At 36.3% G+C, this 25,689-nt stretch carries 23 protein-coding genes, 1 pseudogene and 1 riboswitch; of the genes and pseudogenes, 16 read left to right on the top strand and 8 right to left on the bottom strand.

Annotation, left to right across the window (positions count from 1 at the left end; all coding sequences use genetic code 11):
- Positions 1 to 460: 460 nt before the first annotated feature.
- The 5 genes from GOP56_RS06970 to GOP56_RS06950 all read left to right on the top strand — a co-directional run bounded on the left by GOP56_RS06970 (position 461) and on the right by GOP56_RS06950 (position 4,607).
- Positions 461 to 1,735, top strand: a complete 1,275-nt coding sequence (locus tag GOP56_RS06970) for a helix-turn-helix domain-containing protein (protein WP_163245222.1) — start codon at positions 461 to 463, stop codon at positions 1,733 to 1,735.
- A 15-nt stretch (positions 1,736 to 1,750) separates the two neighbouring features.
- Positions 1,751 to 1,897, top strand: coding sequence for a hypothetical protein (locus GOP56_RS06965; protein WP_163245221.1), 147 nt, complete (start codon positions 1,751 to 1,753; stop codon positions 1,895 to 1,897).
- 255 nt (positions 1,898 to 2,152) lie between these two features.
- Positions 2,153 to 2,311, top strand: a complete 159-nt coding sequence (locus GOP56_RS06960) for an aspartyl-phosphate phosphatase Spo0E family protein (RefSeq protein ID WP_163245220.1) — start codon at positions 2,153 to 2,155, stop codon at positions 2,309 to 2,311.
- A gap of 159 nt (positions 2,312 to 2,470) precedes the next feature.
- Positions 2,471 to 3,172, top strand: coding sequence for a hypothetical protein (locus GOP56_RS06955; RefSeq protein ID WP_003340634.1), 702 nt, complete (start codon positions 2,471 to 2,473; stop codon positions 3,170 to 3,172).
- Between the two features lie 673 nt (positions 3,173 to 3,845).
- The gene (locus GOP56_RS06950; protein ID WP_163245219.1) at positions 3,846 to 4,607 is read left to right on the top strand and encodes a hypothetical protein; all 762 of its coding nucleotides are present in this window, start codon (positions 3,846 to 3,848) and stop codon (positions 4,605 to 4,607) included.
- 452 nt (positions 4,608 to 5,059) lie between these two features.
- Here GOP56_RS06950 and GOP56_RS23795 read toward each other — a convergent pair whose 3' ends face one another.
- The 5 genes from GOP56_RS23795 to GOP56_RS23785 are packed head-to-tail and all read right to left on the bottom strand — an operon-like array spanning position 5,060 to position 7,246.
- Positions 5,060 to 5,935, bottom strand: a complete 876-nt coding sequence (locus tag GOP56_RS23795; protein ID WP_254068646.1) for a hypothetical protein — start codon at positions 5,933 to 5,935, stop codon at positions 5,060 to 5,062.
- Positions 5,878 to 6,249, bottom strand: a complete 372-nt coding sequence (locus GOP56_RS24360) for a DNRLRE domain-containing protein (RefSeq protein ID WP_163245218.1) — start codon at positions 6,247 to 6,249, stop codon at positions 5,878 to 5,880. The genes GOP56_RS23795 and GOP56_RS24360 overlap by 58 nt, the downstream gene beginning before the upstream one ends.
- Positions 6,233 to 6,646 carry a hypothetical protein gene (locus tag GOP56_RS06935; RefSeq protein WP_163245217.1) on the bottom strand — a complete coding sequence of 138 codons (414 nt, stop codon included), beginning with the start codon at positions 6,644 to 6,646 and terminating at the stop codon, positions 6,233 to 6,235. The genes GOP56_RS24360 and GOP56_RS06935 overlap by 17 nt, the downstream gene beginning before the upstream one ends.
- On the bottom strand, positions 6,647 to 6,967 hold the full coding sequence (locus GOP56_RS23790; RefSeq protein WP_254068644.1) for a hypothetical protein: 321 nt from the start codon (positions 6,965 to 6,967) through the stop codon (positions 6,647 to 6,649).
- A 9-nt stretch (positions 6,968 to 6,976) separates the two neighbouring features.
- Positions 6,977 to 7,246: a hypothetical protein gene (locus GOP56_RS23785; RefSeq protein WP_254068642.1), complete on the bottom strand. Its 270-nt coding sequence runs from the start codon at positions 7,244 to 7,246 to the stop codon at positions 6,977 to 6,979.
- A 299-nt stretch (positions 7,247 to 7,545) separates the two neighbouring features.
- Between GOP56_RS23785 and GOP56_RS06925 the strand changes: the two genes are divergently transcribed.
- Entirely contained in the window at positions 7,546 to 8,730 is a 1,185-nt protein-coding gene (locus tag GOP56_RS06925) for a flagellin N-terminal helical domain-containing protein (protein WP_163245216.1), read from the top strand.
- Between the two features lie 202 nt (positions 8,731 to 8,932).
- Here GOP56_RS06925 and GOP56_RS06920 read toward each other — a convergent pair whose 3' ends face one another.
- Positions 8,933 to 9,280: a hypothetical protein gene (locus GOP56_RS06920; RefSeq protein WP_254068640.1), complete on the bottom strand. Its 348-nt coding sequence runs from the start codon at positions 9,278 to 9,280 to the stop codon at positions 8,933 to 8,935.
- Positions 9,281 to 9,305: 25 nt separating this feature from the next.
- A complete protein-coding gene (locus GOP56_RS06915; RefSeq protein WP_163245215.1) occupies positions 9,306 to 10,508 on the bottom strand; it encodes a hypothetical protein in 1,203 nt (400 codons plus the stop codon).
- Between the two features lie 874 nt (positions 10,509 to 11,382).
- Here GOP56_RS06915 and GOP56_RS06910 point away from each other — a divergent pair.
- Positions 11,383 to 12,516, top strand: a complete 1,134-nt coding sequence (locus tag GOP56_RS06910) for a flagellin N-terminal helical domain-containing protein (RefSeq protein WP_163245214.1) — start codon at positions 11,383 to 11,385, stop codon at positions 12,514 to 12,516.
- An 88-nt stretch (positions 12,517 to 12,604) separates the two neighbouring features.
- Here GOP56_RS06910 and GOP56_RS06905 read toward each other — a convergent pair whose 3' ends face one another.
- Positions 12,605 to 13,006: a hypothetical protein gene (locus GOP56_RS06905; RefSeq protein ID WP_254068638.1), complete on the bottom strand. Its 402-nt coding sequence runs from the start codon at positions 13,004 to 13,006 to the stop codon at positions 12,605 to 12,607.
- 1,153 nt (positions 13,007 to 14,159) lie between these two features.
- Between GOP56_RS06905 and GOP56_RS06900 the strand changes: the two are divergent.
- The 9 genes and pseudogenes from GOP56_RS06900 (at position 14,160) to GOP56_RS06860 (ending at position 25,131) form a co-directional block, all read left to right on the top strand.
- A pseudogene (locus tag GOP56_RS06900) lies at positions 14,160 to 14,331 on the top strand (Spo0E family sporulation regulatory protein-aspartic acid phosphatase).
- A 153-nt stretch (positions 14,332 to 14,484) separates the two neighbouring features.
- Positions 14,485 to 15,555, top strand: coding sequence for a hypothetical protein (locus GOP56_RS06895; protein WP_163245213.1), 1,071 nt, complete (start codon positions 14,485 to 14,487; stop codon positions 15,553 to 15,555).
- Between the two features lie 1,016 nt (positions 15,556 to 16,571).
- Entirely contained in the window at positions 16,572 to 17,705 is a 1,134-nt protein-coding gene (locus tag GOP56_RS06890; protein WP_064019291.1) for a flagellin N-terminal helical domain-containing protein, read from the top strand.
- 398 nt (positions 17,706 to 18,103) lie between these two features.
- Positions 18,104 to 19,267 carry a flagellin N-terminal helical domain-containing protein gene (locus tag GOP56_RS06885; protein WP_096886763.1) on the top strand — a complete coding sequence of 388 codons (1,164 nt, stop codon included), beginning with the start codon at positions 18,104 to 18,106 and terminating at the stop codon, positions 19,265 to 19,267.
- Between the two features lie 613 nt (positions 19,268 to 19,880).
- Positions 19,881 to 21,044, top strand: a complete 1,164-nt coding sequence (locus tag GOP56_RS06880) for a flagellin N-terminal helical domain-containing protein (RefSeq protein ID WP_163245212.1) — start codon at positions 19,881 to 19,883, stop codon at positions 21,042 to 21,044.
- Between the two features lie 341 nt (positions 21,045 to 21,385).
- Positions 21,386 to 22,552 carry a flagellin N-terminal helical domain-containing protein gene (locus GOP56_RS06875; protein WP_163245211.1) on the top strand — a complete coding sequence of 389 codons (1,167 nt, stop codon included), beginning with the start codon at positions 21,386 to 21,388 and terminating at the stop codon, positions 22,550 to 22,552.
- A gap of 721 nt (positions 22,553 to 23,273) precedes the next feature.
- Entirely contained in the window at positions 23,274 to 23,765 is a 492-nt protein-coding gene (locus tag GOP56_RS06870; RefSeq protein ID WP_003340606.1) for a MarR family winged helix-turn-helix transcriptional regulator, read from the top strand.
- 106 nt (positions 23,766 to 23,871) lie between these two features.
- Positions 23,872 to 24,258, top strand: coding sequence for a DoxX family protein (locus GOP56_RS06865; RefSeq protein ID WP_163245210.1), 387 nt, complete (start codon positions 23,872 to 23,874; stop codon positions 24,256 to 24,258).
- A gap of 249 nt (positions 24,259 to 24,507) precedes the next feature.
- Entirely contained in the window at positions 24,508 to 25,131 is a 624-nt protein-coding gene (locus tag GOP56_RS06860) for a nitroreductase family protein (RefSeq protein WP_163245209.1), read from the top strand.
- Positions 25,132 to 25,407: 276 nt separating this feature from the next.
- Positions 25,408 to 25,596: riboswitch (cobalamin riboswitch) on the top strand.
- Positions 25,597 to 25,689: the final 93 nt, after the last annotated feature.

Here is a 25,689-nt window from a genome sequence, read left to right as displayed (position 1 = left end):
CTCCTTATTTTTTCTTCATTGTACCAGACAACCCATGGAGGGGTGAAATGATGGTAGCCAAATCTCAATATACACAAAATGAAGCTGATAACTGGCTTGAAAGTTATAAATATATAAACTATTAAGTCCCTATGTAAATCAAAAAAGAGGATTTTCAGTCATGCTGTGTAGATTCTCAATTTTTACTTCTAAGACTTGATTACTGAATATGGTAAAAGTTCCTTTCAACGTAGAGTTATATGAAGCAAGTGCATATTAATTAACTCCCTTTCCAGCGAATAGAGTAGATTTATAAGGTTTTAAATTTAGAAAACCACCTTTCTTGTTGTAAAAAATATAAAAATTATTTAATCCAATAATTTTTATTGTTATTTACAAAAATATACAATATAGTTAGAGTCAAGTTAAGATTAATAAAGGAATAAATGCAATTATATATAAATTATGGAAGGGAATTGACATGGTTGACAGTCTAACTTTCACAACATTGGGGGAACTGATAAGAGGGAAAAGAGCAGATACGGGCTTGAGTTTGTCGGAATTAGGGAGAATGACAGGAATTAGCAAAGGGGTTTTATCGAAGATTGAAAATGATGAAACAAAGCGTCCAGAATTAAGAACTTTAAAGCCAATCGCAGATGTTTTAGATATCCCATGCGAACAAATCATTGAATGGTATATCAAAGTAGAACATCGGGCTGAAGTTTTTGATGATTTTTTATCATTATGCATTGAACTTTCGAATCCTACTTTGATGGCTAAGGTTGCTATAAAATTTCTTGAAAATTCCAAGGAGGATACATTTGCATTATTAGAACATATAAATAAACTTGCTAATAAAACTGTAAACAATGAAATTAGACTGTCCCTATACAATACAATTATTAAATATGCAAGAATACACGGCATTCCCATGTACATAGCAAAATCGTCATTACAAAAATACCTAATTGAAAGACAAGATTTAAAAAATATGGAGGAATCATTTAAAATTGGTGAAGAGGTTGTTCACTATGCAGATTTTTTGACTGAAGAGGAGCGGATCATTTTATATTTTAGAATGGCGCTTCAAGCATATGCTATAAAAAAATACGAAACATGTATTGAACTATGTCAAGCTGGAATTACTCTTGAAAAAAAAGATACTGAGCTGAAGGCTAGAGCATATTTAGCTATGATTAACTCATATTCCGATTTGGGCGACTATTCCACAGTAGAATTACACCTAGAGATTTTTAAGGGGTTTAAGCATAATTTTGTTGCGGAAGCAACAAAACTAGAAAGCGCAATCGTAAAATCGAAAAAGAAAGAGTATGATCAAGCTATCCCGTTACTAAAAGAATCTCTACAAAATATTAGCGAGCACGCTCGAATACATGTAGTTAATGAACTACTAGAAATCTATTTTGAATTAAAAGATGTAGACTCTGTTTCTGAGATATTCGCAAATGAAAAGAGTTTACTGTTTAGTACCTCGACACCATATAAACTAATTTCACTTGGTAGGTACTATTTGTTCAAGGGTAATTATCAAGTAAGCATGGGTTTATTCGAGGATGGTATAATTAGTTACACTGAAAGTTTGAAAGCATATGGAGAGGTTAACGCATATCAAGAAATTGTAAAATGCATGAATGAAATACTTTCAAATCACTCCTTGCGTTCTCAATCGGAATTATTGTTCGAAAAGTTAAAAAAGGTATATAATGGGATTGCAAGCGATAAAATGAATTAGGAAGGAGAGGCTTAAATGAAAAAATTAATATCAATATTAACGTTGGCTTTGGCTATAATTTGTTTTATTTCTACAGAATCCCCTACAAGCGATAGTAATGCTACCACACAAAAAATTGGGCTTTACACTATACAGCAGAATCATTATGATCCCGGCTATTAACACCAATAATTGGTGTTTTTTTTTAATCAACTTTTGTCGTAATTTGTAAAACGTTTCAATTAAATGGATTTTAAAGGAAAAGTTAGAACAGGATGGAAAATAATACTCAGGAGGAAGAAAGGAGGTGCTACCTTTAGTCTATATGATATGTCAACTAAAAGGAGCGTTCCCGTTAGTTTGCAGACAATCGGAACGCCCCCACCTTGAGCAACAAAAAATGTTACTCAAACTCATTTTACCACTCATCTACAGAATGTGAAAACAGAAAATTCTCAACTAGGAAATGACTTACAAAAAAATATTGAACTCCTCCGTCAAGAATTAGAGATGTTGTATTTCAAAGAAGGCTCATTTTCAAGCCCAATAGTGTTGCAACTGAGTCAGCAACTAGATGAATACCTTGTTGCATATTAAAAAATAACTATCGGTTAGTCAATATTAAAGGGTATTAATTGATGACTGGAAGGGAAGAGATTTGAACGTTTCAGCGTGTTAGTACTGACAACTAGACCTCCAATAAGTTTATTGTGATATTCATAAAAATACGATAATTTTGAAAGAGGTGTATTTATTTTGAAAAAATCGATTTTTGTTGCTCTCTCCTTGTCAATTTTCACATCTTCATTGTATTTTGCAGTCCCTACTTCTGCACACACAAGCAATATTAAACAAGCTACAAATAAATTGAATTTGCCCAATGAAACTGCTGAAAAAATTCATGAAATAATGGAATCTGAAGATGCAAAACTACTTTTTAAGGGATTGGACGATTATAAGCAGTATTACTCTGTAGGTAATAAGGGGTACTACTTTACAGATAAGGCTAGAGAAAATATTCCAACAGAAACCTATGCATTAATGGAGGATACATTTAGACAAGCAAATAAATTAATAAAGGAAAGAGTAATTAGCGACAAGCCATCCAATGAACTATCTCCGTCTGCTATTCCTCCAGAGCATGAAGATTCAACTAAATATCAAGGAAAATCAAAGCAAACCTATATATATGATAACCCTAATTGGGATGTCGGTCTCTGGTTTTACGCAAATGATGATGATACTAGGGCAGTTGTTGATGTTTTAATTGTTGCCACTGGAGTTACTGCTGTAGCTTCTGTAATTTTGTCATTATTTATGGGTCCTCTTCCTGCTGCTTCATCTGCACTATGCAGTGCTATTGCTGGAACTGCGGCTTCCCTAGTTTCTAACAAAAATAAAGGAAATGGTGTTATTTTTAGAGTATACAGTGGCGGTTTTATGATGAAATCTAGATAAAAGAGAGGCGATCGTCATGGCAAATAATTATATTTATATCGCATTTGGTTTAATGCTTATCACTACTTTATACGATATCTTCAAAAACAAATGGATATTCAAGCCAATAAATGGCGGTCTTCTGTCTGGTTTAATCTATGCAATTGACACAAGATACTGGTTAGTTAGTTTGCTTCTGTTATTATTTTTTTACGGGTTTGGGTTCTGGAGACTAAAGATAAAAGCACAACATAATTTCCTAAAAAAAGGTTAGTGAGAGGTGACTCGCCTCGAACTGCTATTTCCCTCACTTCAATTTCAGATTTTTCTAAAAGGAGTTGAGGATGCTAGTTTGGGACGATGATAGATGTCGAGAGAAGGAATTTAAATAAAACGGGATGTTCCCATATGCCCTCAGAAAGCTTAGGAACACCGCGATATTCCAAGCATTTAAAAAATGCTCCATTCAAGTCTATCATGCCCTTGCGTTCAAAGGGGAAAAAATTTTTTATTGGAAAAGTAGTTATCGAACATGTGAATAAGCTGCACGGAAAACTTTTCGAAACCCAGTAGGGAAATAATTATATAGCCGTTGTTCAGCTATTCATTGAAGATAACTAGGGGGGTTACTGCAAAACACTGTTTGGATTAAAAATGAGGACATCTAGGAAAGTATACTTACTAAAAAGAAGTTATGTTTTTTGATTTTAAAAAATACAGTGAAATGAGGTTGTTGTATGTTCTCAAAAAAATTTTAAATAGCGTGTTAGCTTTAACAGTACCAGTATTAATGCTGTCAGCACCTGCTAGCTATGTCCATGCAGAAAAGAATAATATTAGTACGGAACAATCTGATAAGAATAATATACATGTTGAAACCGTTACAATTGGCAATGAGGAGCATACTTTAATTATTGATACAACCGCCAATACTGCTACTCTGGATGGGAAAGAAGTTAAAATAACACCATTTTTTGATGAAACATTGAGAAATGACGATAAAGCTCAAGGTGTTTCAGCAAAGGGTATTTATGATCCGGTTTATTATATGTCTTTCAAAGTTGACTTGGATGAACAGGTAACCACTATAGGTGAAATAGCTACAGTCATTGGTGGAGGCATTACTATTGGAGCTAAGGTTTTAAGTAAATTAGCAATTAAAATCTCGCATGAAAAAATATTAAGTAAGGTTGCAGATTGGGCTACTTATGTTGGATTGGGTACTTTAGCTGTGGGCAAATCAATGGATGGATATATTCAATTTAATCAATATAGAACTAATGGAAAAGTTCAAACAGGAATGGGTGGGAAAGAACTCTATCAGTATCGCTTCCAAGATACTTCAGTTTATTTTAAACTTTTCAATTTTAAACCGTTCGATCATCAGTTTAATGATGTAGGAGATTGGTTTTATGCTGAAAAACCATATTTTAATGTTGCATCAAAAGATGAGTAAAATATTAGGAGGAAATACCATGTCAATTTGGCATGGTATTTATCTTCAATGTGGGAAGGAGTATTGCGCATGATTTCAAAAATAGTAAAGACAATTATATTAATCTTTATTGTCTTTGGTCTTTCGTATGGTATTGTATCTAACCAACCTTTAATTGATTCTACCTCACTTTTTCGGACTTCTTTAATGCACACATTATATATAATCCTGTCTTTATATTTAATGTATAATTTTCACAAAAAGGAAGAGAAAATTCCTGCTCTTCTAACTCTGATTATTTTCATTTTATTGATTATCTATATATTTTTACCTTATTAGCTAATGTTCAAAATTCCAAACACTTATAATCTTAATAATAAACGATTCCTCAATGGAATTACTCAAACCTTAAGTAAGATCGTCCTTACTTTTCTGTTCTCAGGCGGTCTTACTTTTTTGTCATTTTTTAAGCCTTACAAAATAAATACATAGCCAGCATCTGCATCATATTTTAAATTCCTCACCGTAATCCTCGCATGTATGTCACTAATCCTTCTTACCCTTACTGTAACAGTAGCTGGAATTTGTATATCCCGATATCCCCTAACCTTGATTTCTGCATGTAAAAATCCTGAGTTAACTTGAATACTACAAGGGAAATCTCTAACATGTCGAACAAACATTTGGCTAGTGAAAAACTTCCTTAATGGAATAACAACTGAGCCACTGAGTGTATCACTTTCTCGTTGTCGAATAATTAATGAACATGCAAGATCACGATTTCTTTCCTTTTTCTCAATACTCAAGGTAGCTGGTAAACTCTTTACATAAGCAACTTTAATGATTGCACGTAGCTGCTTATATCGTTCTTTTTTCTCAATGCTCAGATTAGAGAATAGCCCTTGATGCTTTACTATACGTACAGTTAATGAAGCATCTAACTGACTCATACGTGACTTTTTCTCGATTGTTATAGAGCTTAGTAAAAATGTGTCTTCTAATCGTCTTACAGTAAGTTCAGCAGGAATTGTAGCTTCTCTGGACTTCTTCACAATAGACATGAAAGCAGACATTGAATTGTTTCGTTTACCTACTACATCCAATGAGCAACTTAAATCGGTATCTACTGCTTTTCTTAAAATGGATACCTGTGCAGCTAAGTCTTTTGCTTTGTATTTGCTGTTTACATTGATGGAAGCTGTTAGGATGTCCTCACCGTTAGCACGAATAGACAAAGTTGCTGGTAGCTTGCCTAAAGCTAAACTAGATATGAGCTTATAAAACCCTACTTCTAATATAGGGGGAGTTGATGATTCTTTGGTTTGTAATTGAATAGTTGATTGCTCCATGTTACGTCATGTTCTCGCCAATCATCGAGAATTTCAAACAAAGAAAGATTAATGGGTGAATCTAAGTATCCACAGTATAGTTTTAACTTGGCTCGCTTTAATTCTTTCTCTTTGGGTAGTTTAGATAAATCAAATTCAACCAATCCACGAAAACGCTCTGTACTCCAAGAACTTTTTTGTTTGAAAATGCAATTTACAAATTCGAAACAGTTAATGACTGTATTTTGACTAGGATTGAATATGATAATTGGAAATGACGCTCCGAAAGACTGATCATCAAAAACACAATTTGAGAATCTAATTAAGAGTGGCATCAGCTTCAAATCTCTCATAATGCTGACTCAACAATGAAGACATTGCCTGAAAAACAATACCAATAAATTCATTTAAGAAGCCCATTTTTATCCGATCATTATGAGATATTTTATAAAGATGAAAATTAACTCTCCCTAAATGTAAAGGGTGAGCTGCATATGTTAATTCAATAGATGGATGTAACCCACCTTGAACCCCATTCCTCAGTTCATAATCACCTTTAGACAAAGCATATATACAAGCTTTCCCTCTATTCGGTAGAGCAGAAAAAGCTTTGTCTATATGTCTATATGGCTTATTTTTGCTACCATCTCCAGTAACATCATCACCTGTTACATCAACATAGATAACGACATCAAACTCTTTTTCTTCACTTCCTATTAAAACCCTAGCCATTTAATTCATCTCCCAACTAAATTCTTGACTAGTTTCTTTTGTGAGGTTTGCGACCGATTCACTTACTATTCCACCATTAAGCTTAATTTCAAGGCTGCCTTGAACATTTCTGTCTGCAACTAGTCGAAGAATGAGGGTAGGGGGTTGTTCAGATAATCCAATTAAAACTTTTATATGAAAAGTAATATCTTCAAATTTCAATTTATGCTTATAACCAAACACATACTCTGCGATAACAGGTCTTAGTTCTCCAGAGCTATTTAACAAGTTTATTTCTGCTTCAGCACATTTAAATGTAATTAAATTCTTGATAAAACTCATTTTGTCCTGTTAAGAAATATTCTTTATCTCTAGTCTTATAAACAAGATCAATTTGTCCATTTCCAATTTAAAATGACCACCAAATGTTTCATAGTAAAGTTTATGTCCATGACCGATTAGTCCAAAACGAACAACAGTTTTTTTGTCTATCGAGTAAAAATCATTTTCTTGTTTTGTATTAAAATCAAATTCTGATAGATGAGTACCATCTACGTATTCTGCCAACCAAATGAACATCCTTTGCGGTACAGGCGAGTAGAGATTAATGTGAGATAACATTGTATTGACCTCCAAATAAATATATAAATGTAAATTAAGGGAAGAAATGTTAACATTCTCATTCTTTGTTTTATACAGCTATAAAGTTTTCTATGGTAGAATCCGATACTAATAATAGCCACCTAAATCTTGGATTTTATCTGAGCCATGCATGCTAAGGGTAGTGCTACTAGTAGCCTATAGAGGTGGCTGTATCAGTTGTCATTTTGAATAAAGCAATTTTATTTAAAATGAACAACACAACAACATCTTGAACAACATGGATGGTTCAAGAAGTAAAAAACACGGAGGTAAGAATCATGAGAATCAATCATAACGTATCAGCACTAAACACACACCGCCAACTAGGTGTAAACACTGGTGCATCTGGTAAAAATTTGGAGAAATTGTCTTCTGGTCTTCGCATCAACCGTGCAGGTGATGACGCAGCAGGTCTAGCAATCTCTGAAAAAATGCGTGGTCAAATCCGCGGTCTAGAAATGGCTTCTAAAAATGCGCAAGACGGTATCTCCTTGATCCAAACTGCTGAGGGTGCATTGACTGAAACACACAGCATCCTACAACGTATGCGCGAGCTAGCCGTTCAAGCATCTTCTGACACAAACGAAGGCGTAGACCGTCAAAAGCTACAAGCAGAGGTTGACGAATTGTCCAAAGAAATCAAACGTATTTCTACAGACACAGAATTCAACAACCAAAAAGTATTGGATGGATCTTTTGAAGACAAAACATTCCATATCGGTGCTAACCAAGGACAAAGCATCAAATTGAGCATCAACGACATGAGTAATGAAAAACTTGGTGTAAATGGTTTTAAAGATACAACCGAAATCACTGGAACAGACGTTGTTGTAACAAATAGAGATGCTAATGCTTCCTACACTATTACAGTTGCAAAAGCGGCGGGTACTACGGGTAAGGAGATTAAAGAAACAACAGCTGTTTTTGATAAAACTGATCCAACAAAAATCATCGTTACTCTAAAACAAGGTGCACCTACAACAGGTCCTACAGCAGGTACTATCACTGGTACAAAGCAAGAAGTTGCTGATGCCCTTAAAAAATTGGGCTTAGATGCACAATTAAAAGCTGGTGCTACTGATGCAGCACTTACAGGACATGCTACAACAGCTATTGCAGACAAGGCTATTGCTAAAGCAACTACAGTTGATGACACTACAGGTGTTAACATCTCCACTCAAAAAGCAGCAGACAAAGCAATCACAACCATCAACAACGCTCTTAACAAAGTATCCGAAGAGCGCTCTAAACTAGGTGCGAACCAAAACCGTCTAGAGCACACAATCAACAACTTGGGAGCAACTGCAGAGAACCTAACAGCTGCAGAATCCCGTATCCGTGACGTTGATATGGCAAAAGAAATGATGGACTTCACGAAAAACAACATTCTTACTCAAGCAGCTCAAGCTATGCTTGCACAAGCTAACCAACAGCCTCAAGGGGTACTTCAATTACTTCGTTAATTTAACATTAGAATAATGAGAAAAGACCTGACTAAAGAGTTGGGTCTTTTCTGCATCCCTACCAAATATCTTTTATATTAGGTGAACATATAAGAAACTCGAATATTAAAATTAAAATTACCAGCAGGGGCATTTAATGGGGGAGTGGCTTGAAGAATAAATTCAGCAAAATTTGCTTTTGAATTCTCTTTAGTTCCATCGTTTACAGCTCCAGCAATAGTACCGTCCTCCTGACCACTAGCCTTGATTTTTTAGTTGATTGATTACCACCAATCGCAGTGAAATTAACTTCGGACATTGATACTACTTTAGTAGAAACCCATTTGCCTGTAACAACTGGACTATTAGAACCACCCTGAGTATCTACTGTAGTAAGAGTACAGTCATTCATACCTGAAACAGCCGATGTGCCACCTCTGTTATTCCAAAGTAGCACTCCTAAATGTGGAGAAGTATCTCCTGCATTAATAGTTCCTATCTTCCAACCGCCATTAGCAGCTAAATCTAGTGTATTGTCCTGTGAATACCAGCTAATTAATGGTTCTGCCATATATGTAAACCTCCATTTAAATAATTTATAAAACCACATCAATCTGTATTGATATGCCTTCCTGTAGGGGATCAAATTTATCAACCTCTACAAATAAACGTAATACATCGTCTTTTTTAATCGCGCTTATCAATAAAGGAGGAATAAAAGCAGAATAGTGATCTGCTTTAAATTGAATAGGTGAATCGGTTATTTTCTCCCATTCGCTATGCGTACCAAAACTATTACCTGATATTTTTTCAATAAATAAATGAGTAGGGGAGGCACTGGAAGGCTTATTGCATATTGCTTTAATAGATTTAATCTTGCAATCGAAAGGTACAGAAGTAATAACCTTTTGAACTCCATCCATTGTAATTGTAGGAATAACAAAATGAATTGATCTGTATTGAAGTTTATTATGCATTAAATTAAAATCGTCTGAAGACATAAGACCATCTATTTTTTCGCTTGCTAATGGGATAGAGCCACGGGTATAGTTATCAATCTCTTTCCAAATTCCATCACCTTCAAAACGATAGCGACTACCTGTACTCAAAACCATTGTTGTAGAACCGATTTCAGGATTAGGGTAGGCTAAAGCAATATCGTCATATTTATCAACTGGCTTTAACCAGATTAGGCGAGTAGTCATAGCAGCTTTATAGGCTAAATCCGCTTTTTCATCAGCATTATTACTAGCTTTAATTGCTTTATCTGAGGCTGACAATGCCATTTCAGTTGCCTGATTAGCATGACTGGTAGCAAAAAAAGCTCCTTCGGCAGCCATGTTAGCATTTTGGGCAGCATCAAGAGCTTTTTCAATAGAATCTCCGACTTCAATTATCTTAATGAGAGCTGTATCGATAATATGTTGTAAATTTTCTACTACATCACTATTGGGATTGTGAGCATAGATACGTGATGCAGGATATTGAATCATCCCACGACCTTTATAGGAAACAGAGACAGTTTTGTGTTCTTGAGATGGATGAAAGGTAATGAAACCATTGTAGTAGGTAACAATAAATTCATCTTCTAGAGGAATTGGTCTGGAATCAGGTTTGCGTTGGTCTATCTCGGAATATCCGTATATCTCTACTCTATGAAACTCAGCAGGAATCTCAGTAAGAACGATACGATTATTAATTATCTTATGTGTTTCAGTTCGGTCAATATAAGGATCAGATTCATCACCTTTACGCCATTCAATTAAGAGAGGATCATTATACTGAAAATTAAAAGCCAAATCATCACCTCCTATACATTACTTAGAGCCTACATATACATTCTTACAACCAGTTTCAATAACTGAAGTAGGAGTAGTGTGAGTTTTAACAGTACTTCCGACAATAGCTACTAGCACACCTTCCACGTAAACTCGATTATTATTGCCTACAATTATTTTTCCTGAGCCACCTTCATGATTGCTTACATTGACTGCGTTATTAGTGATAAGAGTTTGTTCAGTTTCTTTAACTGGATCGTTTAGTTTAGCAACCCGTTGACCATTTACAAACACTTTACTACTAGAAGTTGAACCACACCTTTTACGGTAGACGTTCCTGTACGATTCTCATAACCCCCGACACAAAAACAACCATCATCATTACAAGTTTGTGTAAGACACGGATTCCAAATTTGATACCTTATATCTGTAGCTGTAACATCTCTTGTTTTGCTACCATCTATAGCTAACAGAGGAATAGTGATCACTCCCAATAAAAAAGCCCCTCAAAGATAGATGAGTACCATCTACGTATTCAGCCAACCATATGAACTCCTCTTTGTGGGTACAGGAGAGTAGGGGATAATGTGAGATAACATTGTATTGACCTCCAAATAATTTTATAAGTGTAAACTAAAGGAAGAAATATTAACATTCTTAGTCTTTGTTTAATAAAGCTATAAAGTTTTCTGTGATGTAATCCGATACTAATCATAGTCACCTAAATCTTAGGTTTTATCTGAGCTATGCATGCTAATGGTAGCGCTACCATTAGCCGATTGGGAGACTAAAGAAGTTGCCATTTTGAAACAACTTTATTTCAAAATAAAGCAACACAATATGATCTTGAACAAATGGATGGTTTAAAAAATGAAAAACACGGAGGTAACAAATCATGAGAATCAATCACAACGTATCAGCACTAAACACACACCGTCAACTAGGTGTAAACACTGGCGCATCTGGTAAAAACCTGGAGAAATTGTCTTCTGGTCTTCGTATCAACCGTGCAGGTGATGACGCAGCAGGTCTAGCAATCTCCGAAAAAATGCGTGGTCAAATCCGCGGTTTAGAAATGGCTTCTAAAAATGCACAAGACGGTATCTCTTTGATCCAAACAGCTGAGGGTGCATTGACTGAAACACACAGCATTCTACAACGTATGCGTGAACTAGCTGTTCAAGCATCTTCTGACACCAATGAAGGCGTTGACCGTCAAAAGCTTCAAGCAGAGGTTGACGAATTGTCCAAAGAAATCAAACGTATTTCTACGGACACAGAGTTTAACAACCAAAAAGTACTAGATGGATCTTTTGAAGACAAAACATTCCATATCGGTGCTAACCAAGGACAAAGCATCAAATTGAGTATCAACGACATGAGTAACAAAGAGCTTGGTGTAAATGGTGTTGCTAAAGAACAAACTGAAGGTGATATCACATTTACTAACAGAAGCTCAGACGAGGATTTTAAAGTTGAATTTGTTGTTGGAGCGAAAGACTCTACTACAACTGCTAAAGTAGATAAGGATGGAAAAGTAACTGTATCATTAGCATCTACAAATGGTACAGCCTCATCCGCAAAACTTGACGAAGTATTGGAAGCTTTAAAAGGTGTAGGAATTGAAGCAAAACTAGCTACTGGTAAAAATGGAACTGATGCTGCAAATGTATTAGCTGAGAAGACAATTGCCAAAGCTGCTTTAACAGACGTTGATGACACAAGAGGTGTTAACATCTCCACTCAAAAAGCAGCAGACAAAGCAATTACAACCATCAACAACGCTCTAAACAAAGTATCCGAAGAGCGCTCTAAACTAGGTGCGAACCAAAACCGTCTAGAGCACACAATCAACAACTTGGGAGCAACTGCAGAGAACCTAACAGCTGCAGAATCCCGTATCCGTGACGTTGATATGGCAAAAGAAATGATGGATTTCACGAAAAACAACATCTTGAGTCAAGCAGCTCAAGCAATGCTTGCACAAGCTAACCAACAGCCTCAAGGCGTACTTCAATTACTTCGTTAATCAATAACATTAGAATAATGAGAAAAGACCTGACTAAAGAGTTGGGTCTTTTCTGCATCCCTACCAATCAAATAAAATATCTTTTTTATTAGGTGAACGTATAAGAAACTCGAATATTAAAATTAAAATTATCAGCAGGGGCATTTAAAGGGGGAGTGGCTTGAAGAATAAATTCAGCAAAATTCGCTTTTGAATTCTCTTTAGTTCCATCGTTTACCGCTCCAGTAATAGTACCATCCTCTTGACCACTAGCCTTGATTTTTTTAGTTGATTGATTACCGCCAATTGCAGTGAAATTAACTTCTGACATGGATACTACTTTAGTAGAAACCCATTTACCTGTAACAACTGGACTATTAGAACCACCCTGAGTATCTACTGTAGTAAGAGTACAGTCATTCATATCTGAAACAGCCGATGTACCATCTCTGTTATTCCAAAGTAATACTCCTAACTGTGGAGAAGTATCTCCTGCATTAATAGTTCCCATCTTTCAACCGCCATTAGCAGCTAAATCTAGTGTAATGTCCTGTGAATACCAGCTAATTAATGGTTCTGCCATATATGTAAACCTCCATTAAAATATTTTATAAAACAACATCAATTTGTATTGAAATACCTTCCTGTAGGGGATCAAATTTATCAACCTAAGGGGCCTTATCGAAGATTGAAAATGATGAAACAAAGCGTCCAGAATTAAGAACTTTAAAGCCAATCGCAGATGTTTTAGATATCCCATACGAACAAATCATTGAATGGTATATCAAAGTAGAACATCGGGCTGAAGTTTTTGATGATTTTTTATCATTATACATTGAACTTTCGAATCCTACTTTGATGGCTACATACGCATTATTAGAACATATAAATAAACTTGCTAATAAAACTGTAAACAATGAAATTAGTCTGTAGCTATACAATACAATTATTAAATATGCAAGGATACACTTACTGTTTAGTACCTCGACACCATATAACTAATTTCACTTGGTAGGTACTATCTGTTCAAGGGCAATTATCAAGTAAGCATCGGTTTATTTGAGGATGGTATAATTAGTTACACTGAAAGCTTGAAAGCATATGGAGAGGTTAACGCATACCAAGAAATTGTAAAATGCATGAATGAAATACTTTCAAATCACTCCTTGCTTTCTCAATCGGTGTTATTGTTCGAATAGTTAAAAAAGGTATATAATGGGATTTGTGGATAATAAGATAAATTAAAAAGGAAAGGCTTAAATGAAAAAATTAATATCAATTTTAACGTTGGCTTTGGCTATAATTTGTTTTATTTCTACAGAATCTCCTACAAGCGATAGTAACGCTACCACAAAAAAAATTGGGCTTTACAGTATACAGCAGAATCATTATGATCCCGGCTATTAACACCAATAATTGGTGTTCTTTTTTTAAATCAACTTTTGTCGTAATTTGTAAAGCGTTTCAAGTTAATGGGTTTTAAAGGGAAAATTAGAACGGAGTGGAAAATAATACTTAGGAGGAAGAAAGGAGGTGCTACCTTTAGTCTATATGATATGTTAATTAAAAGGAGCGTTCCCGTTAGTTTGCTCACCAGCGGAACGCCCTCATCTTGAGCAACAAAAAATGTTTCTCAAGTTCATTTTACCACTCACTTGCAGAATATGAAAACAGAAAATGTAAAATCGAAAGATGATCTACAAAAACATATTGAACTCCTCCGAAAAGAATTAGCGCAGTTGTATTTGAAAAAAATCTTTTTTGAACCCATCCGTACTACAACTGAGCCAACAACTAGATGAATACATCGTTATGTTTCAGAAGATTAGACACTAGCTGGTCTATATGAATAAGCTGTACGGGAAACTTTACAAAGCCCAGTAGGGGGGGAATAATTATAAAGCCGTATTTCAGCTATTCATTGAGACAACTAGTTATAAAGTATGGATGTGTGGTTAAAAGCATTTAAAAAAAAGGGAGTTGAGTGACTTGTTATCAAAAAAAGTGTTATCTTCTTTCTTGAGTTTAGGAATAGCATCGCTATGTATAAATCCTGCTTTAGCAAAGGAGAGAATTTCTTATGACACAGTGCCTATTATCAAAAGTGTAGAATCTGATACAGGAAACTTAGATGTCGCAGCAGTATCCATGGATGATTTATTACATGATAAAGAGTTACTACAAGCATTTCAGTCAATGGTAGAGGATGAGAAACCAATTTATGTATATGGTGATAAACTTGATTTGCACAAATTAGATAATTTTTTTGAGCTTGGATTGTCGGAAAATGCAAAAGGAATAGATGAATATCAAGTGATTGCTATTAAGAAAAAAGGGGAGCGATTTAAACTTGATTATGCCAAGGTTGATATTATATCTGATGATAAAAATACGTACAATAGAAGCTCGGCTTTAAACAATAAATTTCTCAAAGAGATTCTTCAAGAACAGTATCAAAAACGAAATAAAGATGTTAAACTTTCCCCATATGAGTTAAATGATTTTGCTGCTATAGGGGACGACACCTTTACAAGCTATGTAAAGGACAAAGATGGTAACAAAATATCTGAAATGTATGTGAGTTACGATGCATACCGAGATATAAAAAGTAAAAATTCAAAATCGGATTATTTTTACGTAGATAACATCATCCAACTAGATACCGTAAAAGGAAGTGCAATGAATGACAGTTTTGAATTCAAAGCATTTCAAACAGGTAAAAATGTACTTAAAAAATTCTCCCCTGATACTGATAAAGATTCCTCTTCTTTTACTGTAAGCTTACCTTGGGGGATTAGTTGGAGCTTTGAAACTGGAGGGAAAATCTCCTTAACTGTAGATGGGAATTATAGTGATGGCGATGTTAAATGGAATGTTAAGACTCCTTGGAATAAGTTAAGCTTACCTGACAAAGTTAGTATTCAACCGGGAATAGCCATCTCTGCTCCTAAATCTGATAAGTGGTTTGAGCTAAATCAGTATCTCACAGCAAATGTTATATATAAAGGAAATATGTATAAGCACTCTATGCGTGTTTATGTCGATGAACGTAAACAGTAAGGAACAAGGAGGAGTAAATGGGGAAATTTAAAATATTTCTTTTGTTTGCATCTGTGCTTTTGTTCTTATTGGTTTATTTACAGTTGATTGAATTAACAGACGTATTAAGAGAGCTAACTAAACTTCTAGCTAACAAAAGACTTAGCTAATAATATCAGCATTGAATTGCATTTTTGCCAATATGTGTTGAACTATAGATAATATACTGACATGGGTTTTAAAAAAGACCGCAGGTGTTGGTAGCACCTACGGTTTGTACAAAGACTGCTCCCTCAAAGGGGCGACTCACAGGTTGACTGAAGAATAGACACTCCCCACAGTTTCCACACTCAAGGGAGGTCTATTTCTTTTGTTATTTTTCAAGCCTTACAAAATAAATACATAGCCAGCATCTGCATCATATTTTAAATTCCTCACCGTAATCCTCGCATGTATGTCACTAATCCTTCGTACTCTTACTGTAACAGTAGCAAGAATTTGTACATCCCGATATCCTCTAACCTTGATTTCTGCATGCAAAAATCCTGAGTTCGCTTGAATACTACAAGAAAAATCTCCAACATATCGAACAACCATTTGACCAGAGAGAAACTTACTTTATGAAATAACAACTGAACTATTTAGTTTAATAATTTTCTCGGCGTCAAATAGTCAATGAACATGTAAGATTACAATCTCTTTTCTTCTTCTTAACACATAATTTAGCGTGACGAAAAGCATTTGCGAATGATCACAGATCGTGAAGAAAAGGGATAACGCACGAGTAATTACTTTAATATTTAGTAAATAAAAAAATATTTGATAAAACTATAAAATTTTTTGTGATATATCCGATATTAATAATAGTCACCTAAATCATGGATATTTTCTTGGCAAAATGATGCTAAGAAAGGTATAGTTATCCAAGATTTGGTTGATTAGCATCTTGAAACAATCCTATTTCAGAATAGTGCAACATTACATAATCTTGAGCAAACGGATGGTTCAAGAAGTAAAAAAACACGGAGGTAGGAATCATGAGAATCAATCACAACGTATCAGCATTAAACACGCACCGTCAACTAGGTGTAAACACTGGGGCATCAGGTAAAAACTTGGAGAAATTGTCTTCTGGTCTTCGCATCAACCGTGCAGGAGATGACGCAGCAGGTCTAGCAATCTCTGAAAAAATGCGTGGTCAAATCCGCGGTCTAGAAATGGCTTCTAAAAATGCGCAAGACGGTATTTCCTTGATCCAAACAGCAGAGGGTGCCTTGACTGAAACACACAGCATCTTACAACGTATGCGCGAATTAGCCGTTCAAGCATCTTCTGACACCAACGAAGGCGTAGACCGTCAAAAGCTACAAGCAGAGGTTGATGAATTGTCTAAAGAAATCAAACGTATTTCAACAGACACAGAATTCAACAACCAAAAAGTATTGGATGGATCTTTTGAAGACAAAACGTTCCATATCGGTGCTAACCAAGGACAAAACATCAAATTAAGCATTAACAACATGAGTAACAAAGAGCTTGGCGTAAATGGTCTAGCTAAAGAAACAACGGCGGGTGACATCACGTTTACGAACAGAAGCGGTGATGAAGCTTTCAAAGTTGAATTTGCAATTGGAGCGAAAGGATCTGGTACATCTGCTAAAGTAGATAAGGATGGAAAAGTAACAGTAACCTTAGCATCTGCAGACGGTACCAATACAACAGCAAAATTTGATGATGTATTAGGAGCTCTGAAGGCCGTAGGAGTTGAATCGAAGCTTGGTGCTGGTAAAAAAGGAAGCGATACTGCCGCTAAATTAGCAGAAACAACTATTGCTAAAGCTGCTGCTACAGATGTTGATGACACAAGAGGTGTTAACATCTCCACGCAAAAAGCTGCGGATAAAGCAATCACAACCATCAACAACGCTCTTAACAAAGTATCTGAAGAGCGCTCTAAACTAGGTGCGAACCAAAACCGTCTAGAGCACACAATCAATAACCTGGGAACAACTGCTGAGAATCTAACAGCCGCAGAATCCCGTATCCGTGACGTTGATATGGCGAAAGAAATGATGGATTTCACGAAAAACAACATCCTGACTCAAGCAGCTCAAGCTATGCTTGCCCAGGCTAACCAACAGCCTCAAAGCGTGCTTCAATTGCTTCGTTAATGTATTGAGGATCATTTATCGAAAAGACCTAGCGAATCAGTTAGGTCTTTTCTTTTTTCGTTCAAAATGGAGGGTTTGAATTAGGGAATGTGCAGGATATTAATGGAAAAGTAAAAATCCCAATTTAAAGGTAAATCATTTTTACGAAAAATTCCGATTTAAAAAATATTATATAAAACAATAAAATTTTGTATCATATATCCGATATTAATAATAGTCGCTCAAATCATGGATTTTTTCTTTAGCATGGATGGATGTTGAGGGTAGCGCTACTATGGTATTTGGGACGACGGAAGCAGTTGCCATTTTGAAACAATTCTATTTCAAGATAAAGCAACACAACAACATCTTGAACAACATGGATGGTTCAAGAAGTAAAAAACACGGAGGTAAGAATCATGAGAATCAATCACAACGTATCAGCACTAAACACACACCGTCAATTAGGTGTAAACACTGGCGCATCTGGTAAAAACCTGGAGAAATTGTCTTCTGGTCTTCGCATCAACCGTGCAGGTGATGACGCAGCAGGTCTAGCGATCTCTGAAAAAATGCGTGGTCAAATCCGCGGTCTAGAAATGGCTTCTAAAAATGCGCAAGATGGTATTTCCTTGATCCAAACAGCAGAGGGTGCATTAACTGAAACACACAGCATCCTACAACGTATGCGCGAACTAGCCGTTCAAGCATCTTCTGACACTAATGAAGGTGTTGACCGTCAAAAGCTTCAAGCAGAGGTTGATGAATTGTCTAAAGAAATCAACCGTATTTCTACAGACACAGAATTCAACAACCAAAAAGTATTGGATGGATCTTTTGAAAACAAAACATTCCATATCGGTGCTAACCAAGGACAAAATATTAAGCTGAGCATTAATGATATGAGTAATGAGAAGCTTGGTGTAAATGGATTGAAAAAAGAATCCAATGTTCTTGGTGGGGATATTATTGTCAATAATAAAGGCGATAAATTTGAAATCACATATTCTATCAATGGTGCAGATAAACCAGAAGTAGACAAAACAACTGCCAAGGTAGATAAAGATGGGAATGTAACTGTTACACTAGCACAAAAAGCAGGAACAGGTGCAGTAGGTGACATCAATGCAACAAAAGCAGATGTTTTGAACGCACTTAAGGAAGCAGGGATCGATGCTACAGCAAAAGCTGGTGTGGATTTAAGCACAAAAGCGTTAACTGGTAAAACTGCTCCTACCAAAGACACTATTGCAGTGGCGAGTGAGGTAGATAATACAAGAGGTGTTAACATCTCCACTCAAAAAGCAGCAGACAAAGCAATCACAACAATCAACAACGCTCTTAACAAAGTATCCGAAGAGCGCTCTAAACTAGGTGCGAACCAAAACCGTCTAGAGCACACAATCAACAACTTGGGAGCAACTGCTGAGAACCTAACAGCTGCTGAATCTCGTATCCGTGACGTTGATATGGCGAAAGAAATGATGGACTTTACGAAAAACAACATTCTTACTCAAGCTGCTCAAGCAATGCTTGCACAAGCTAACCAACAGCCTCAAGGCGTACTTCAATTACTTCGTTAATCTAACGATGATAATGATAAGAAAAGACCTAACGATTCAGTTAGGTCTTTCTTTTTGCCCAAAAGGGTAGTTCTTAATAAAAGAGGAAAATAAGATATTAAATTATCTAAAAGTATTCTTTGGAGAAGAGATAATACGAACTGAACTAGTTCGATGTACCTTTTCTCCGGGAGATATCAGAGCATTCCCCAACTCTTTGGATGCAATATATTGTAGTGATAAAAAGTCCTGTAATCGATATTTCCAATTTTGTGTTACGTTTTTGAATCAAGTATTAGTTGATGGTAAACCTGAATGAATTGCTGAAATTTCATTATAAAAACTAACCTACTTTCTACTAAAATGAAACCTCTCAACGTAACGTTGGAAAAATTTGAATAAAAAAACTTTTAATGAACTGTAAAATTTTATGATGAATATCCGATACTAATAATAGTCACCTAAATCTTGGTTTTTATCTGAACCATGCATGCTAAGGGTAGCGCTACTATTAGCCGATTAGAGGACTAAACAGTTGCCATTTTGAAACAATTCTATTTCAAAATAAAGCAACACAATATTATCTTGAACAAATGGATGGTTCAAGAAATGAAAAACATGGAGGTAACAAATCATGAGAATCAATCACAACGTATCAGCACTAAACACACACCGTCAACTAGGCGTAAACACTGGCGCATCTGGTAAAAACCTAGAGAAATTATCCTCTGGTCTTCGTATCAACCGTGCAGGTGATGATGCAGCAGGTCTAGCAATTTCTGAAAAAATGCGTGGTCAAATCCGCGGTCTAGAAATGGCTTCTAAAAATGCGCAAGATGGTATCTCTTTGATCCAAACTGCTGAAGGTGCATTAACTGAAACACACAGCATCCTACAACGTATGCGCGAACTAGCAGTTCAAGCATCTTCTGACACAAACGAAGGCGTAGACCGTCAAAAGCTTCAAGCAGAGGTTGATGAATTGTCTAAAGAAATCAATCGTATTTCTACAGACACAGAATTCAACAACCAAAAAGTATTGGATGGATCTTTCGAAGACAAAACATTCCATATCGGTGCTAACCAAGGACAAAGCATCAAATTGAGCATCAACGACATGAGCAACTCAGAGCTTGGTGTAACAGGCTTTCAATCGAAAGAAACAGCTGTTGCAACAGATATTAAAATTGGAAACACTTCTGAAGATACCTTTACAGTACAATTGAAAGCAATAACAACAAACAATAATGATGCAGTAAAAGAAACAACAGCAACAATTGATAAAGATGGAAATGTTGTTGTAACATTGAAACAAGATAAAGCTGCAAATTCTACGTCTGTAGGTGGTATCAAAGCAACAAAACAAGAAGTAGCAGATGCTCTTAAGAAGATTGGTATCGAAGTTTCTGTTACCGCTGGTAAAGGAACAGATGTACTTACTGCTGGTGTGGCTGCTACAACTATCGCTGCCGCTACAGACAAAGATGACCAAAAAGGTGTTAACATCTCTACTCAAAAAGCAGCAGACAAAGCAATCACAACAATCAACAACGCTCTAAACAAAGTATCCGAAGAGCGCTCTAAACTAGGTGCGAACCAAAACCGTCTAGAGCACACAATCAACAACTTGGGAGCAACTGCAGAGAACCTAACAGCTGCAGAATCCCGTATCCGTGACGTTGATATGGCGAAAGAAATGATGGACTTCACGAAAAACAACATTCTTACTCAAGCAGCTCAAGCAATGCTTGCACAAGCTAACCAACAGCCTCAAGGCGTACTTCAATTACTTCGTTAATCTAACGATGATAATGATAAGAGGAGACCTAACGAATCAGTTAGGTCTTTTCTTTTTGTAAAAATGAGTACTATAATCTAAAATCGTTCGAACAAAAAGTTTGAATAAAAAAATATTTTGCTATCCTGTAAAGTTTTATAGAGCAAATCCGATATAAGTAATAGTCACCTAAGTCAAATTTTCTTCAACAATAGGTGCTAAGAGTAGAGCTACTACTAGCCTATAGAGGTGACTGTATCAGTTGTCATTTTGAATGAAGCAACTTTATTTAAAATGAACAACACAACATCATCTTGAACAAATGGATGGTTCAAGAAATGAAAACATGGAGGTAACAAATCATGAGAATCAATCACAACGTATCAGCACTAAACACACACCGTCAACTAGGTGTAAACACTGGCGCATCTGGTAAAAACCTAGAGAAATTGTCCTCTGGTCTTCGCATCAACCGTGCAGGTGATGACGCAGCAGGTCTAGCAATCTCCGAAAAAATGCGTGGTCAAATCCGCGGCCTAGAAATGGCTTCTAAAAATGCGCAGGATGGTATCTCCTTGATCCAAACTGCTGAGGGTGCATTGACTGAAACACACAGCATTCTACAACGTATGCGTGAACTAGCAGTTCAAGCATCTTCTGACACTAATGAAGGCGTAGACCGTCAAAAGCTACAAGCAGAGGTTGATGAGTTGTCTAAAGAAATCAAACGTATTTCTACAGACACAGAGTTCAACAACCAAAAAGTATTGGATGGATCTTTTGAAGACAAAACATTCCATATCGGTGCTAACCAAGGACAAAGCATTAAATTGAGCATCAACGACATGAGCAACACAGAGCTTGGTGTAAATGGCTATCAATCGAAAGAAACAGCTGTTGCAACAGATATTCAAGTTGGAAACACTACTGCAGATAGCTTTAAAGTAGATTTGAAAGTAGAAACAGCAAAAGGTAACGCTGAAGTTAAAGAAACAACAGCAAAAATTGATAAAGATGGAAATGTTATTGTAACATTAAAACAAGATAAAGGTACTACAACGGGTGCAGGTACTACAGGTGCTATCACTGCAACAAAACAAGAAGTAGTAGATGCTCTTAAGAAGATTGGTATCGAAGCTTCTGTTGACACTGTGAAAGCTGGAGACGTACTTACTGCTGCTAGTAGTACAACTATCGCTGCCGCTACAGACAAAGATGACACAAAAGGTGTTAACATCTCTACTCAAAGAGCAGCAGACAAAGCAATCACAACAATCAACAACGCTCTTAACAAAGTATCCGAAGAGCGCTCTAAACTAGGTGCGAACCAAAACCGTCTAGAGCACACAATTAACAACTTGGGAGCAACTGCTGAGAACTTGACAGCTGCTGAATCTCGTATCCGTGACGTTGATATGGCAAAAGAAATGATGGACTTCACGAAAAACAACATTCTTACTCAAGCAGCTCAAGCAATGCTTGCACAAGCTAACCAACAGCCTCAAGGCGTACTTCAATTACTTCGTTAATCTAACGATGATAATGATAAGAGGAGACCTAACGATTCAGTTAGGTCTTTTCTTTTTGTAAATGGGTGCCTTAAATGATCCAAAGCATACGGGATTCATTTACTATCAAAATACTTTCTACCGTGAACAAGATAATCTTGTAAGCAGTACTTATTACCATCTAAAAGAGTTTAGCGATGTTGTAACAGAGAATGACTATATAAAAAGAACAAAAGAACAAAAGAACAAAAGAACAAAAGAACAAAAGAACAAAAGAACAAAAGAACAAAAGAACTAGGGGAGCTGGAAGACTGGCATTGCTTTTCCTCGCTTGTGGCATTGCCGAGGGTAAGGACACACCTTCTGCTCTTTACTTATGAAGAGCAAGCCATTGCTATGGGCTGAAGAGATACTAGCACTGTGCGATTCAGAAAAGGATTTAAAACCATTATATAGGCTAATGTATGGCCTAAAAAAAGAGGAGATTCTTGTCCAAAAGCTGTTTGTAACCAAAGCTGATAAGGCTTCCAGTTAGTAAAATTTGATTGTGTAGTAATGCAGATATAACCAGATTCAGCCGCCACATTGTTGATTTTCATATTTTTTTAGTTTACTAGTTGACAGCATAAAAAAAATAGGGTATGCTTCATATATCTCAAATTTAAGATATTAAAAAGTGAGACATGTTGAATTATTTTTTGTAAAAGGTAAGATAAAATAATAAAGGAAAGGAGAGAAGAAAATGCAGGACAAACAGGGAAAGCAAACGGACATGATTACGGATGTTAATAAAGCTCAAGAGCAATCTCTCCATTTGTTCGTTGTCTTATCTCGCGCCTTTAACTGGACGTCTGCTCATGTTCAGAAGGATATTCGAGAATATGGATTAAATCCGACTGAATTTGGTGTGCTAGAATTGTTATTTCACAAAGGCAGGCAGCCTCTACAGCAAATTGGAGATAAGATTTTAATCTCTAGCGGAAATATTACTTATGTGGTTGATAAGCTAGAAAAAAAAGGTTATTTGCTTCGTAAGCCCTGTCCGAATGATCGACGCGTGATCTATGCGGAATTAACACAAGCAGGAGAGCAATTTCTCCAAGAGATTTTTCCAAAGCATCGAGAAAAGCTAGCAGAAGCAATGAGTGGACTGTCTCCTGAAGAAAAAGAGATTACCATCACCTTGTTAAAAAAGCTAGGGAAGTCAGCCGAAATGAATTTTGTAGATAAGTAGCTGAAAACAGATGCGATAATAAAAAGAAGCATATTATCCATCTTTCTCATATATCTTTAATTGAAGATACTTAAAACAAAACATATTCCTGAGGAGGAAAAAGAAAATGAATGCAGGACTTTTACTTATTCGATTAGTTGTGGGACTTTTATTTATTGGTCATGGTACACAGAAATTATTTGGATGGTTTGGTGGGCATGGCTTAAAGGGAACAGCGGGTTGGTTAGAATCAATCGGTATGAAACCCGGCTTGTTAATGGCTTTCATGGCAGGAGCCAGTGAAATTGTTGGAGGATTGCTCTTTGCATCTGGTGTGTTTACTTGGGTAGGTGGAGCATTAATCGCTGTTACTATGCTGATCGCTATCTTTACTGTACATGGAAAAAATGGATTGTGGATTACTCAGAACGGTATGGAATACAATCTGGTATTGCTAGCGGTAGCTATCGGCGTTGCGTTGATTGGTCCAGGTGCATATGTTTTATTTGCATAAGTTTTGCCTAAGGACGGACCTGAAAAGAAAGGTATCCAGATTCACGTACTCTATTGTATGATAATGAGGGATAACGTAAAACAATGCCGCTATTTTATAGGTCTAAATAAGTGTGATTAGAAAAGAACTGACAAAGAAAAGCAGAATGAATTCGGTACAAAAAACAAGGGGAGCGAGTAAGTGTAGAGAAAACGCTCTTTCTCCTCCCCTGTAACAATTTCGATACATACATGAAATGAGGGAGTTTACATGAGTGAATTTACAAGCCTAGTGAAAAGTCGACGTTCCGCAAATAATTTCATGGAAGGGGTAGAAATTACCCGACCCGAGCTTGAAGAGATCTTTACTTTGGCTAAATATGCTCCTTCTGCTTTTAATCTTCAGCATACACATTATCTTGTCGTAACGGATCCAGTCTTGAAAGAAAAAATTTATGAATCCTGCAAGCAGTATAAGGTGCATTCAGCTTCAGCGGTCATTTTGGTGTTGGGCAATCGTTACGCTTATCAAGCGGTGGAAAAAATAAACGAGGGAATGCATCATCTCGGAATTTTGAGCAAACAAGAGCTAGATCGTACCGTTGAGACTGTTACAGGGATATATGAGGGTAAGGGTGAATCCTTTATGAAGGAAGATGCCATTCGTAATGCAAGCCTTTCTGCGATGCTATTCATGCTATCTGCGAAAGATAAAGGCTGGGATACGTGTCCGATGATTGGATTTGATCCAGGTGCTATTAAGGAAATTTTAGAAATTCCTGATGGATATGAAACAGTCATGATGATTACTATCGGAAAAGAAAAGCTCTCAAGCCAACGTCCACGCGGCTATCGTAAGCCGAACGGAGAGTTTGTAAGCTACAATGGTATGTGATTTCTATGAAAACATTGCTAAAGCTGTTAATGGGACATGCTGTGGCAATGTTTTTTTACTGTAGAGGAATTGGCGCTTTTTATATATGAGCCTGATCCTAGATGCATCCTCTTAAGCCTTTCTGGACAAAAGTGTTCCATCTTATGAGCAGAATTAAAGAAGGGCTTTAATTTCATATAGCGTAAACTTGGAATAACGAATATAATTTGTTCTAGGTAAACTTTTTGTCCTACTTTCAAAATAAGGATATAAAGTGAATATTTCCAAGGAAAAACTACATATGGTAATGGAATAGGTGTATTTGTTTCATAACGGATACTTAAAAGAGAAGCCGGTGTAAATCCGGCACGGTCCCGCCGCTGTAAGGGGGAGTCTTATGCAAATATGTCACTGGATCATATCTGGGAAGACGCATGGAGATGATGAACCCAAGTCAGAAGACCTGCCTATTCTAGAAATGCTGTTAGACCTACGGGGAGATAGGGAGGTGTTTTGAATGCTAAAAGACCGATGTGATGTGTTCATAAACGATAGGCATTTCTGACCTTTTTAATCTGG

Source organism: Brevibacillus sp. 7WMA2 (assembly GCF_010748895.1).
GTDB lineage: Bacteria > Bacillota > Bacilli > Brevibacillales > Brevibacillaceae > Brevibacillus_B > Brevibacillus_B halotolerans.
This window is presented reverse-complemented; position numbering and strand designations above follow the sequence as displayed.